The 12,909-nt window shown below is 66.9% G+C and carries 11 protein-coding genes; 5 read left to right on the top strand and 6 right to left on the bottom strand.

The features are described 5' to 3' along the window. Window position 1: 1 nt before the first annotated feature. From bamC to M2282_RS16895, 5 genes are all read right to left on the bottom strand, one after another. On the bottom strand, window positions 2-1,093 hold the full coding sequence (bamC, locus tag M2282_RS16875) for an outer membrane protein assembly factor BamC (RefSeq protein WP_280809930.1): 1,092 nt from the start codon (window positions 1,091-1,093) through the stop codon (window positions 2-4). Window positions 1,094-1,239: 146 nt separating this feature from the next. Next, the gene (dapA, locus tag M2282_RS16880) at window positions 1,240-2,130 is read right to left on the bottom strand and encodes a 4-hydroxy-tetrahydrodipicolinate synthase (RefSeq protein ID WP_280809931.1); all 891 of its coding nucleotides are present in this window, start codon (window positions 2,128-2,130) and stop codon (window positions 1,240-1,242) included. 78 nt (window positions 2,131-2,208) lie between these two features. Beyond that, on the bottom strand, window positions 2,209-2,778 hold the full coding sequence (locus M2282_RS16885; RefSeq protein WP_280809932.1) for a class I SAM-dependent methyltransferase: 570 nt from the start codon (window positions 2,776-2,778) through the stop codon (window positions 2,209-2,211). A gap of 16 nt (window positions 2,779-2,794) precedes the next feature. Next, on the bottom strand, window positions 2,795-2,935 hold the full coding sequence (locus tag M2282_RS16890; protein ID WP_177224791.1) for a hypothetical protein: 141 nt from the start codon (window positions 2,933-2,935) through the stop codon (window positions 2,795-2,797). 17 nt (window positions 2,936-2,952) lie between these two features. Further along, window positions 2,953-4,176 carry an MFS transporter gene (locus tag M2282_RS16895; RefSeq protein ID WP_280809933.1) on the bottom strand — a complete coding sequence of 408 codons (1,224 nt, stop codon included), beginning with the start codon at window positions 4,174-4,176 and terminating at the stop codon, window positions 2,953-2,955. Window positions 4,177-4,330: 154 nt separating this feature from the next. On the opposite strand from M2282_RS16895, the gene M2282_RS16900 reads away from it, so the two are divergent. The 4 genes from M2282_RS16900 to M2282_RS16915 are packed head-to-tail and all read left to right on the top strand — an operon-like array spanning window position 4,331 to window position 9,885. After that, window positions 4,331-6,319 carry a DNA topoisomerase IV subunit B gene (locus M2282_RS16900; RefSeq protein WP_280809934.1) on the top strand — a complete coding sequence of 663 codons (1,989 nt, stop codon included), beginning with the start codon at window positions 4,331-4,333 and terminating at the stop codon, window positions 6,317-6,319. A gap of 23 nt (window positions 6,320-6,342) precedes the next feature. Then, window positions 6,343-7,260, top strand: a complete 918-nt coding sequence (locus tag M2282_RS16905) for a lytic transglycosylase domain-containing protein (protein WP_280810044.1) — start codon at window positions 6,343-6,345, stop codon at window positions 7,258-7,260. A 34-nt stretch (window positions 7,261-7,294) separates the two neighbouring features. Continuing rightward, on the top strand, window positions 7,295-9,694 hold the full coding sequence (gene parC, locus M2282_RS16910; protein ID WP_280809935.1) for a DNA topoisomerase IV subunit A: 2,400 nt from the start codon (window positions 7,295-7,297) through the stop codon (window positions 9,692-9,694). Next, window positions 9,694-9,885 (top strand): hypothetical protein, encoded by a 192-nt coding sequence (locus M2282_RS16915; protein ID WP_280809936.1) that lies wholly within the window; start codon window positions 9,694-9,696, stop codon window positions 9,883-9,885. The genes parC and M2282_RS16915 overlap by 1 nt, the downstream gene beginning before the upstream one ends. 19 nt (window positions 9,886-9,904) lie before the next feature. Here M2282_RS16915 and M2282_RS16920 read toward each other — a convergent pair whose 3' ends face one another. Further along, window positions 9,905-11,035, bottom strand: a complete 1,131-nt coding sequence (locus tag M2282_RS16920; RefSeq protein ID WP_280809937.1) for an MBL fold metallo-hydrolase — start codon at window positions 11,033-11,035, stop codon at window positions 9,905-9,907. Window positions 11,036-11,243: 208 nt separating this feature from the next. On the opposite strand from M2282_RS16920, the gene M2282_RS16925 reads away from it, so the two are divergent. Then, window positions 11,244-12,833, top strand: a complete 1,590-nt coding sequence (locus M2282_RS16925; RefSeq protein ID WP_280809938.1) for an esterase/lipase family protein — start codon at window positions 11,244-11,246, stop codon at window positions 12,831-12,833. Window positions 12,834-12,909 lie beyond the last annotated feature (76 nt).

The following is a 12,909-nucleotide window of genomic DNA, read 5'->3' on the forward strand; positions in this document are numbered from 1 at the left end:
GTTACTTCAGGTCGTCGGCAATGACCTTGACGATGCGCTGTGCGTTGGCCGAGGTTTCGGGCGCACCGGCTTCGTTCTGCACCGAGACCGTGGTGGCCTCGCCCTGGCTCTTGACCAGGATGCGGAACTTGATCGGCTTTTCGTCCTTGGACGAGCTGCTGAACAGCTTGCCGAAGAAGCCTTCTTCCTTCTTGTCGGGGTTCGGCGTCACGTAGCGCACGAAGTAGACGCCGGCGCTGCGGTCGCGGTCTTCCACCGTGAAGCCGGTGCGGTCCAGTGCCAGGCCGACGCGGCGCCATGCGCGGTCGAAGCCTTCGCTGATCTGCACCACGGGCTGGTTGCCCACGCTGGCGATGGTGGCGGTCTTCGCCGGTGCCGTCGTGGCTGCCAGGATCTTCGACTGCTCTTGCGAGACGCCGAGCTTGACCATCAGGCGGCGCAGGAATTCGGTCTCGAGTTCAGGGTCGCTGGGACGCGGCTGCCAGACGGTCTGGTCCTGGCGCGAGTTGTTGTAGACCTCCTGCATGCCGCGGTGGCTGATGAAGATCTCGGTGCCGTTCGTCGTGCGTTCCAGGCGGGTGCGGAAGCGGTCGAGTTCGCCGGTCGAGTAGACCGAGTCGACCAGCTTGCCCAGCGTGCCGCGGATGATGTCCTGCGGCAGCTTGGCGCGGTTCTCGGCCCAGTCGGTTTCCAGGATGCCGAGGTTGCGCTGTTCCGTGGTCAGCAGGAAGCCGCTTTCCTGCCAGAAGTCCTTCACCGGGTCCCAGAGCTGGTCGGGCGTGCGGTTGACGACGATCCAGCGCTGCGTGCCCGAACGCTCCATGCGCACGTCGCCGATATTGGACACGGCCGTGGGAACACCCGGTGCGTTGGCAACGCCGGCCTGGTAGGCGTTGGCGGTGACTGCGCCGCCGGGCACCGCATAGCGGTTGTCGCGCGAGAGTTGCGACAGGTCGGGCGGGACTTCGAGCGTCGGGGCCTTGCCGGCGCTCTTGTAGTCGATCTTGTCGCTCTCGAGGATGGAGCAGGCGGCGAGGCTGGCAACGAGGGTGGCCAGCAATGCATATCGCGAAAGTTGCGAAAGGTTCTTCAACGTCGTCTTCCTTGTTGGAATGGTTCGGTCAATCTATGGGGCCGCAGTGCCCGCCGCCATCTCTGAGCACGGTTCGGGCAAAAGGTTGCTTAACCTTGTCGCGGCCAGGGGAAAAGGCAGATTGCAGGCGTGTGGTGGGGTGAGGCTCAGTTCTTCAGCAGGCCGGTGGCACGCAGGGCGCCCTCGACCGCCGGACGGCTCGCTTCGCCGAGTTCGGTGAGTGGCAGCCGCAGGGCGCCGCCGCACAGGCCGAGCCGGGCCATGGCCCACTTGAGCGGGATCGGATTGGGTTCGACGAACAGGTTGCGGTGCAGCGGCATGAGTTCGAACTGGATCTGCATGGCGCGCTTGACGTCGCCGGCCAGCGCGGCCACGCAGAGTTCATGCATCTTGCGCGGCGCGATGTTGGCCGTGACGCTGATGTTGCCTTGGCCGCCGCAGAGCATGAGCGCGACGGCGGTCGGGTCGTCGCCCGAATAGACGGCAAAGCTCTTGGGCAGGTCGCGAATGAGCCACTGGGCGCGTTCGATGTTGCCGGTGGCTTCCTTGATACCGATGATGCCGGGCACCTGGGCCAGGCGCAGCACGGTGTCGTGCGCCATATCGGCGATGGTGCGGCCGGGCACGTTGTACAGCACGACGGGCAGGTCGCCCACGGCCTCGGCAATCGCCTTGAAGTGCTGGTACTGGCCTTCCTGCGTCGGCTTGTTGTAGTAGGGCACGACCTGCAGCTGTGAATCGGCGCCAACGCCCTTGGCGAACTTCGCCAGCTCGATGGCTTCCTTGGTCGAATTGGCGCCGCAGCCGGCCATCACGGGCACGCGGCCCTTGGCTTGCTCGACCGAGACGCGGATGATTTCGCAGTGCTCTTCCACATCGACCGTCGGCGATTCGCCGGTGGTGCCGACCACGCCGAGGCAGTCGGTGCCTTCGTCGATGTGCCAGTCGATGAGTCGCCGCAGGGCGGGGTAGTCGACACTGCCGTCGTCGTGCATCGGCGTGACGAGCGCGACGATGCTGCCTGTCAGTTGCTCCAAGGGGAATCTCTTTGTCGGTGGACGAAAGCGCCGATTCTACTTACTCCGGGCGCCGCCAAGGCAGCGGGGCCGGCCCCTTCAGTTTCCCTTGAGGAGAGCGCGCAGCGGATGGCCCGCAAGGGGCGCGGGCGCACGGATGGCGGCAATACGCTGCACGAAGCGGTCCGGTTCGGGCACGAAACCGTCTTCGTAGGCCACCACGCGCAAATCGGCGCAAGCCGCCAGCAGTTCGCCGGGCCGCAGCAGGAAGTCGGCCCGCGACGGCTTGCCCACTGTTTCGTTGCCGGCGGCGAAGGTCTCGTAGAGCAGCACGCCACCGGGCGCCACGGCGGCCACGATGTCGGCCATGCGGGGGCGCCACAGGTAATTGGTGACGACCACCGCCCCGAAGGCCTGGCCGGTGAAAGGCCAGAGGCCGGCCTCGATGTCGGCCGTGACCGCCCGGCCGAAGGCGCCGGCCGCAGCAACCGCTTCCGGCGATCGGTCGACGCCCGTGACGGGGTGTCCGCGTCCGGCAAACCACTGCATGTGCCGGCCCGCGCCGCAAGCCACGTCGAGCACCGTGGCTTCAGCGGACAGCAGGTGCGACCAGCGGACGATCCATTCCGATGGTGCACCCGCACCGTGCAACGGCATTCCATCTTTCATGGCAGATCGGCCCGCTTCAGAAACAGGACCACACCTGGTCGACCAGCGTCACCAGAAACTCGGGGTGGGTATAGAGCATGAACACGCCGCCCAGCGCCGCCAGCACGGCGGCGAGCCAGCCGGCGTGTGCGAGGTGGTGGCGCATTTGCGGTGTCATGACCCGATTGTCCGCAATCAGCCCGGCACGGCGGCCGGCCCGGTTCCGCGGGCGATGGCATGTTCCTTGACCGGCAGGTTGATCAGCGCCGCGAACACGCCCAGCGCGATCGCGATGTACCAGACGATGTCGTAGCTGCCCGTGGTGTCGTACAGGTAGCCGCCGAGCCACACACCCAGGAACGAGCCGACCTGGTGGCTCAGGAACACGAAGCCGCTGAGCATCGACAGGTGCGCCACCCCGAAGATCCCCGCCACGATCGCATTGGTCGCCGGCACGGTCGAGAGCCACAGGAAGCCCATCGCCGCCGAGAAGACGTAAACGCTGAGCGGCGAGATCGGCACGATCAGGAAGAGCGCGATCGACACCGCCCGCGCGAAGTAGATCGCCGCGAGGATCTTGCGCTTGGCCAGCGTCTGCCCGAGCAGACCGACCGTGTACGTGCCGAACACATTGAAGAGCCCGATCAGCGCCAGCGCATAGCCGGCCACGTCGGCCGGGAGGCTCCGGTCGCGCAGGTAGGTCGGCATGTGGATGCCGATGAAGGCCAGCTGGAAGCCACAGACGAAATAACCCGCCATCAGCAAGCCGAAACTCGGGTAGCGGAAGGCCTCGCCCACCGCCTGCAGCACCGACTGGTCGCGGTGCCCGGCCAGCGCCGCCGTCCGGGGCTCGCGCAGGCCGAAGGCCAGCGGCACGATCACCAGCACCAGCACTGCGAGCAACGCCAGCGCGGTCTGCCAGCCGAACTGGCCGATCAGGCGACCCTCGATGGGCGCCATCAGGAATTGGCCGAACGAGCCGGCGGCCGCCGCCACGCCCATGGCCCAGGAGCGTCGCTCGGCCGGAATCTGCCGCCCGATCACGCCGTAGATCACTGCATAGGTGGTGCCCGCCTGCGCCGCGCCGATCAGCACGCCCGCGCTCAGTGTGAACAGCAGCGGCGTTGGCGAATGCGCCATGCCCAGCAGCCCCAGGCCGTAGAACACCGCGCCGCCGATCAGCACCCGGAAGGCTCCGAACCGGTCGGCCAGCATGCCCGCGAAGACGCCGAAGATGCCCCACGAGAGGTTCTGGATCGCCAGCGCGAAGGAGAAGGTCTGGCGGCTCCAGTCCTGGGCCTGCGTGATCGGCTGCAGCCAGAGGCCGAAGCCGTGGCGGATGCCCATCGAGAGCGTGACGATCATGGCGCCGCAGAACAGCACCTGCTTGATCGAGAGAGTGGGCGTGGGGGCTTGCATGCCTTCGAATGTAGCCACTGCGTGCTGTGGCAGGCAGGCAGGCGGCCAAAGCCATTGATGATTTATCGGCGCCGTTTCAATGCGTATCCGGCATCAAAGCGCCTGCTGTATGGGTATCCAGTTGTTTGGCGGCGACTGACTACAATCCGCCCCCATGGCGACTCCTCCCAAGACAACCTCAGATTCCGCTTCCGGCTACTCGGAAGGCTCCATCCGCGTGCTCAAGGGCCTCGAGCCGGTCAAGCAGCGCCCGGGCATGTACACCCGCACCGACAACCCGCTGCACATCATCCAGGAAGTGCTGGACAACGCCGCCGACGAGGCGCTGGCCGGCTACGGCAAGAAGATCAAGGTCGTGCTGCATGCCGACAACTCGGTGAGCATCGAAGACGACGGCCGCGGCATTCCGTTCGGTCTGCATCCCGAGGAAAAGGCGCCCGTGGTCGAACTGGTGTTCACCCGCCTGCATGCCGGCGGCAAGTTCGACAAGGGCTCCGGCGGCGCCTACAGCTTCTCGGGCGGCCTGCACGGCGTGGGCGTGTCGGTGACCAATGCGCTCTCGAAGCGGCTCGAAGTCACCTCCCACCGCGAAGGCTCTGTCGCCAAGCTGGCCTTCAGCGCCGGCGACGTGATCGAGGCGCTCGAAATCCGCAAGCTCGAGGCTGGCGAGCGCAAGCAGGGCACCACGGTGCGCGCCTGGCCCGACGCCAAGTACTTCGAGACCGCTGTGCTCCCCATGGGCGAACTCACGCACCTCCTGCGCAGCAAGGCCGTGCTGATGCCCGGCGTGAGCGTCACGCTCACGAACGAGAAAACCAAGGAAACGCAGCAGTGGCTCTACAAGGGCGGTCTCAGCGACTACCTGATGCAGACGCTCAATGGCGATCCGGTGATTCCGCTCTTCGAAGGTAGCGGCCACGCCGACAGGAACGCCGACAACTTTGCCGAAGGCGAGGGCGCCGACTGGTGCGTGGCCTTCACCGAAGACGGCCAGCCGGTGCGGGAGAGCTACGTCAACCTGATCCCCACCAGCGCCGGCGGCACGCACGAAAGCGGCCTGCGCGACGGCCTCTTCACCGCGGTGAAGGGATTCATCGAACTGCACTCGCTGCTGCCCAAGGGCGTGAAACTGCTGCCCGAAGACGTGTTCGCACGCGCCTCCTACGTGCTGAGCGCCAAGGTGCTCGATCCGCAGTTCCAGGGCCAGATCAAGGAGCGCCTGAATTCACGCGACGCGGTGCGCCTGGTGTCCAGCTTCGTGCGCCCCGCGCTGGAGCTGTGGCTCAACCAGCACGTCGACTACGGCAGGAAGCTCGCCGACCTGGCCATCAAGGCCGCGCAGACCCGCCAGCGCGCCGGCCAGAAGGTCGAGAAGCGCAAGGGCTCCGGCGTGGCCGTGCTGCCCGGCAAGCTGACCGACTGCGAGAGCAAGGACATCGGCCACAACGAGGTCTTCCTGGTCGAGGGCGACTCGGCAGGCGGCAGCGCCAAGATGGGCCGCGACAAGGAAAGCCAGGCCATCCTGCCGCTGCGCGGCAAGGTGCTCAACACCTGGGAAGTGGAGCGCGACCGGCTCTTCGCCAACACCGAAATCCACGACATCTCGGTGGCCGTCGGCGTGGATCCGCACGGCCCCAACGACACGCCCGACATGAGCGGCCTGCGCTACGGAAAGATCTGCATCCTCTCCGATGCCGACGTGGACGGCTCGCACATCCAGGTGCTGCTCCTCACCCTGTTCTTCCGGCACTTTCCGAAACTCATCGAAACCGGCCACGTGTATGTCGCGAAGCCGCCGCTGTTCCGGGTCGATGCGCCCGCGCGCGGCAAGAAGCCGGCCTCCAAGGTCTATGCGCTCGACGAGGGCGAACTGACCGCCACGCTCGACAAGCTGCGCAAGGATGGCGTGCGCGAAGGCGCCTGGAGCATCAGCCGCTTCAAGGGCCTGGGCGAGATGAGCGCGGAACAATTGTGGGAAACCACGCTCAATCCGGATACCCGGCGCCTGATGAAGGTCCAGCTGGGACGCTTCGACTTCACCTCCACCCAGGGCGAGATCACCAAGCTCATGGGCAAGGGCGAAGCGGCCGCCCGGCGCGAGTTGATGGAACTGCGCGCCGACGACGTCGACATCGATGTTTGATCCCCGTGACCCTTACAGATTTCATGCGTCCGCTGCTGTTGGCTTTGCTGCTGTGCTTGCAGCAGGGAATGGCGCACGCCGCTGACATCTACGGCTACATCGACAGCAAGGGCGTTGCGCACTTCGCTGCAGAGAAGGTCGACGAGCGCTACCAGATCTTCTTCCGCGGCGGCCAGAGCTTCGACACTGCGCAGGGCCTTTCCCCGCTTTCACGCAGCGGGCGCAAGTTCGACGGCAAGGTGCCGCCGGCTTCGCAGAGCCTGCTGGCGCTCTTCGAGGCCTCGCCGAGCTACAAGACCGCCAAGGCCGCGCTGCGCGATGCCTCGAACAAGCATTCGATCGACTACGAGTTGCTGCAGGCACTGATCGCCACCGAATCCGGCTTCGACGCGCAGGCCGTCTCGCCCAAGGGCGCGATGGGCCTGATGCAGCTCATGCCAGCGACCGCGCAGCGCTACGGCGTTGCTGCGGACAAGCGCACCACCATCGAGAAGAAGCTGTTCGATCCACGCATCAACATCGCCGCCGGCTCCCGCTACCTGCGCGACCTGATCGCGATGTTCCCGGGGCAGATCGAACTGGCGCTCGCCGCCTACAACGCAGGCGAGGGCGCGGTGCAGCGCGCGGGCAACAAGATCCCGAACTACAAGGAAACGCAGAACTACGTGCAGACGGTTCTGCAGCTCTATGCGTACCTGAAGCCCGGCGCGACCGGGCGCATCGGCGGCAGCGGCGGTGGCAAGTCGCCTGGCCGCATCCGCATGGAAATGGGCGGCGCCGTCGGCCGCGGCAACATGCCGCCCGACCGGCCCTGGCTGCCGGCCGCCTCGCCGGCCACGCCCGCGCTGCCGGCGCCGGCCGAAGTGCCGACCTCTCCCTACATGCCCGAAGTGCCGGTCTCGTCCATGACAGGCGCGCCTTCGGTGGCCATGTCCGAATAAACAAGCAACAAAAATCATCCGGAAACGACAGACGATGGATTCCCAACCTCCGCTCGACCTCGGCGGCCCCACCGACGGCGACACCACCCTCACACTGGCCGACTACGCGCAGACCGCCTACCTCGAATACGCGCTCAGCGTGGTCAAGGGCCGCGCGCTCCCCGACGTGTCCGACGGCCAGAAGCCGGTGCAGCGGCGCATCCTGTACTCGATGTCGCGCATGGGCCTGGGCTTCGGCGGCACCAACGGCACCGTGGGCGCCAAGCCCGTCAAGAGCGCGCGCGTGGTCGGCGACGTGCTGGGCCGCTTCCACCCGCACAGCGACCAGGCCGCCTACGACGCGCTGGTGCGCATGGCGCAAGACTTCTCGCAGCGCTACCCGCTGGTCGACGGCCAGGGCAACTTCGGCAGCCGCGACGGCGACGGCGCCGCGGCCATGCGCTACACCGAAGCGCGCCTGGCCCGCATCACCAGCCTGCTGCTCGACGAGATTGACGAAGGCACGGTCGACTTCATTCCCAACTACGACGGCAGCACCGAAGAGCCGCGCCTGCTGCCCGCGCGTCTGCCGTTCACGCTGCTCAACGGCGCGAGCGGCATCGCTGTCGGCCTGGCCACCGAAATCCCGAGCCACAACCTGCGCGAGATAGCCGACGCCTGCGTCGCGCTGATCAAGTCGAACGGCAAGCTGAGCGAAGAAGAGCTGCTGGCGATCGTGCCCGGCCCCGACTACCCGGGCGGCGCGCAGATCATCAGCGGCCCGGGCGACATCGCTGATGCCTACCGCACGGGCCGCGGCTCGCTCAAGGTGCGCGCACGCTGGAAGATCGAAGACCTCGCGCGCGGCCAGTGGCAGCTCGTGGTCAATGAATTGCCGCCCGGCGTCAGCACGCAGAAGGTGCTCGAGGAGATCGAGGAAATCACCAACCCGAAGGTCAAGGCCGGCAAGAAGGCGCTCTCTGCCGACCAGACGCAACTGAAGGCCGCGATGCTGTCGGTGCTCGACGTGGTGCGCGACGAATCGAGCAAGGACGCCGCCGTGCGGCTCGTGTTCGAGCCCAAGACCTCGCGCATCAGCCAGGAAGAGTTCATCACGACGCTGCTCGCGCAGACCTCGCTCGAAACCTCCTCGTCGATCAACCTGACCATGGTCGGTATCGACGGCAAGCCCACGCAGAAGTCGCTGCGCCAGATGCTCAACGAGTGGATCGCGTTCCGCGAGATCACCGTCGAGAAACGCTCGCGGCATCGCCTGAACAAGGTGCTCGAGCGCATCCACATCCTCGAAGGCCGGCAGCTGGTGCTGCTGAACATCGACGAGGTGATCGCGATCATCCGTACGGCGGAAGAGCCGAAGGCAGCGCTGATCGCGCGCTTCAATCTCAGCGACGTACAGGCGGAGGACATTCTTGAAATCCGGCTGCGCCAGCTTGCACGGCTGGAGGGCATCAAGATCCAGCAGCAGCTCGACGAGTTGCGCACGGAACAGAAGAAGCTCGAAGACATCCTCGGCAGCCCGGCCACGCTGCGCCGCCTGCTGAGCAAGGAAATCGAGGCCGACGCCAAGACCTTCGAAGACCCGCGCCGCACGCTGATCCAGGCCGAGAAGCGTGCCGTGGCCGAAGTGAAGGTGGTCGACGAACCCGTCACCGTGATCGTGTCGCAGAAGGGCTGGGTCCGTGCCCAGAAGGGCTGGGCCAGCGAGAAGGCCGCGAACGGGAGCAATGGCTCCTCGACGCCCGAGTACAGCTTCAAGTCCGGCGATGCGCTTTACGGCGCCTTCGAATGCCGCAGCGTCGACACGCTGCTGGTCTTCGGGTCCGCCAAGGACAAGAGCGTGCGCGTCTACACCGTGCCCGTGGCGTCGCTCCCCGGCGCGCGCGGCGACGGCCAGCCCGTCACCACGCTCATCGACCTCGATGCCGGCACGCACGTCACCCACTTCTTCGCGGGCCCTGTGGGCGCGAGCGTGCTGCTGGCCAACACCGGCGGCTACGGCTTCATCGCGACGGTCGAGAACATGATGTCGCGCCAGCGCGGCGGCAAGGCCTTCATCGACGTGGGCGAGGGCGAGCAGCTCTGCCGCCCCTCGCTGGTGGGCGGCGCGAGTGGCGCCGAGCCGATGCCTGCCGCCACGCACGTGGCCTGCGCGTCGACCGGCGGCCGCATCCTGACCTTCGACATCGCCGAGCTCAAGAGCCTGCCCAAGGGCGGCCGCGGCCTCACGCTGATCGACCTGGAGCCCAAGGACACCCTCGCGGGTGCCGCGGCCTACACGCGCAGCGTGAAGATCGAAGGCATCGGTCGCGGCGGCAAGGAGCGCGACGAGACGCTGGAGATCCGCACCCTCAACAACGCGCGCGGCACCCGTGCGCGCAAGGGCAAGGCGGCCGACCTGGGCTTCAAGCCGGCCAGCATCGTGCGGGTGTTGTGATGGGCGGCATCGACATCAGCGTCATCGGCCTGTTCATCGCGGTGGTCACCGGCCTCGCCAGCTTCCTGGTGGGCCGGCACTTCCGGATGAAGCGCGCGGCGAAGCGGCGCGAGAAGGACCGCGTCGCGGCGCAGGCCATCGAGACCCGGCAGGTGCGCCGGGCGCGCGAGCGGCGCGAAGGCGGCAGGTGAGCGGAGCGCGGGCGAGGGGCTAGCGCAGCCCGTGCCACCACCGCGTGTTGGTGCGCGCCTGCCCCACCGTCACCACCTCCCCGATCACCGGCGTCGCGAGCTCGATCTTCTTGGCTTCCGTCAGGCTCGCGATGCGGTCCAGCGGGTCGTGCCAGGTGTGGAACGAAAGATCGAAGGTGCTGTTGTGCACCGAGAAGAACACCTTGCCGCGCAGGTCCTCGAAGGCCTGCACGCTCTGCTCGGGGGTCATGTGCACGCCGGGCCAGTAGGCGTCGTAGGCGCCGTTTTCCATCAGTGCCAGGTCGAAGCCGCCGAAGCGCTCGCCGATCTGCTTGAAACCCTGGAAGTAGCCCGAATCGCCGCTGTAGAAGATGCGCTGCTCGCCGCTTTGGACCACCCATGAGGCCCACAACGTGCGGCCGCGGTCCGAAAGCGTGCGGCCCGAGAAATGCTGGGCCGGCGTGGCGGTGAGCTTCACGCCGTCGTGCTCGGCGTCCTGCCACCAGTCGAGCTCGGTCACGCGCTCGGCGGGCACGCCCATCACCAGCAGCCGCGAGCGCACGCCCAGCGGCACGAAGTAGTGCTTGACGCTCTTGGCGAGGTATTCGATGGTCGCCACGTCCAGGTGGTCGTAGTGGTCGTGCGAAAGGATCACGCCTTCGATGGGCGGCAACTGCTCCAGCGCGATCGGCGGCTTGTGAAAGCGCTTCGGGCCGGCCCACTGCACCGGCGATGCGCGCTCGCTGAACACCGGGTCGATCAGCCAGTACTTGCCTCGCAGCTTGAGCAGGTGCGACGAGTGGCCGAGGCGCACCACGTGGTTGGCCTTGGCGTCGAGCGCGTCCAGGTCCTTCGCGCTGATTTCGCGCACCGGGATCGCATCGACCGGCACCGTGTCGACCTTGCTCCCCACGATGAAGCGCGACCAGATGCGCCAGGCGCTGGCCGAGGGCTTCTCGTCGGGGTTGGCCATGTTCTGGAAGACGCCGTCACGGAACTGCGGCGAGTTCTCGTAGCGTCCGTATTCGCTCGTGCCACCACCGGCGGCGCTGCAGCCCGCGACGAAGGCGCAGCCGGCTGCCGCGAGCGCCGTGCCCCGGCGCAGGAGTTGGGGCAGGTAGGAGCCCTGCGAAGACGAGTCGTCAGCCATGGGAAGAAACCTCTGGACGTGTGTTTGTGTGGAGGCGCGAGACTATCCGCAGCCGATGTTTCAATGGTTTCAGCGACAGAAACATTCGGGGCGCAGGGGGATTTCCGGCCTGCGCGCCGGGCCCGTCCCTATGCCATGCGCTCTATGGCACGCCGCGCCTCGCCCCGGCACACTCGGGCGCTTCATGGGCCATGAGAGGGCGATCCACATGAGCGGCAACCGCTATCCCATCATCTACGTGCGTGGCTATGCCATGACCGAGTCCGAGCGCGACGAGACCGCGGCCGATCCGTTCTGCGGCTTCAACGTCGGCTCCACGGTCTACCGGGCCACGGTCAAGAAGGACGCCCCCGCGCAGAAGTTTGTCTTCGAGTCGCCGGTGGTGCGTCTCCTGGCCGACTTCCAGTACCAGAGCGTCTACCAGAACGGCCTGGACATCCTCGATGACGACTGGAAGCCCTCGCCCGACGAGACCGGCAAGGACGTGGACGGCATCCCCTCGGCCTCGGTCATCATCTACCGCTACTACGACACCGGCTCGGAGCTCTTGGGCGACGGCAAGGCGCGCAACATCACGGTGTATGCGCAGGGCCTGAGCAAACTGATCCTGCGCGTGCGCGACCTGGTGGCGCAGCGCGAAGGCGCGGCCACCAAAGCGGATTTCCGCTGCTACCTGGTGGCGCATTCGATGGGCGGGCTGGTGGTGCGCGCCTTCCTGCAGAACCCGGCGCTGGGCGACCCCGCCGCGCGGGCCTGCGTGGACAAGGTGTTCACCTATGCCACGCCGCACAACGGCATCGACATGGGCGGCGTCAACATCCCGGGCTGGCTCACGGCCAACGAGATGAACACCTTCAATCGCGAGAAGATGTCCGAGTTCCTTGCCACGCCGGCCATCGATGGCCGCATGGACTACCTGCCGATCACGGCCTTCCCGGCCGAGCGCTTCTTCTGCATGGTGGGCTCCAACCGTGGCGACTACGAAACCGCCAAGGGGCTCTCCCGCATGTTCGCGGGCCACGGCAGCGACGGGCTGGTGCGCATCGAGAACGCCTCGCTCTGGTCCATCGACGCGAACAAGAAAACCCAGCCCGTGGCCACCGCCTACGCCTTTCGTTCGCACTCGGGTTACTTCGGCATCGTCAACTCCGAGGAGGCTTACCAGAACCTCGTGCGCTTTCTCTTCGGCGACGTGCGGGTGGACCTCTGGTTCGAGGTCGATGGCGTGACCCTGCCGCCCGACCTGCCCAAGGACGCCGACGTCGATGCGCTCTACCAGGTCGAGCTCCTGGCCGCGCCGCGCGGCAAGCGCTGGTACCTCAGCCGGCGCGTGGCCGAAGAAGACTCGCCCGCCTGCCGCACGCACAAGGAGCTGACCGACCCGGCCAGGCCCGAGCGGCGCTCGATCTATCTTTCGACGGTGTTCCTCGCCAACAGGGCCCGCGTCAACCAGGACCGCCCGACGCTCGCCTACGCCATGACGCTGGGCGTGCGCGTGCCCGACTACCAGGTGAACAAGAAGTTCTGGCTCGACGGGCACTACGAAGGCAGCTCGCTGTTCCGCGACACGCTCATCATCGAGATCGCCCCGCCCAAGGCGGAGGACCCGGCGCAGAACTGGAACGTCAAGTACGGCTGGCAGACCGACACGGCGGGGCAGGCCTCGCTGCCGATGAGCCCCAGGCAATTGGCCGGCGGCAAGCAGCAGTTCATCGTGCCGCTCTCCAGCCTGGGCGCCGCGCCGGCGGCGCCCGGCATCACCGGCAAGGTGCGGCTGGAGGTGAGCGCCTGGCAGTGAGATCGCCGAGGCCGAAGTCCGTGCGCATGGCCCCACAATTGCATTCGCGTGCATTGCCTGCTCTTCGTCGGCGCGT

This window comes from Variovorax boronicumulans (assembly GCF_029892485.1).
Lineage (GTDB): Bacteria > Pseudomonadota > Gammaproteobacteria > Burkholderiales > Burkholderiaceae_C > Variovorax > Variovorax boronicumulans_B.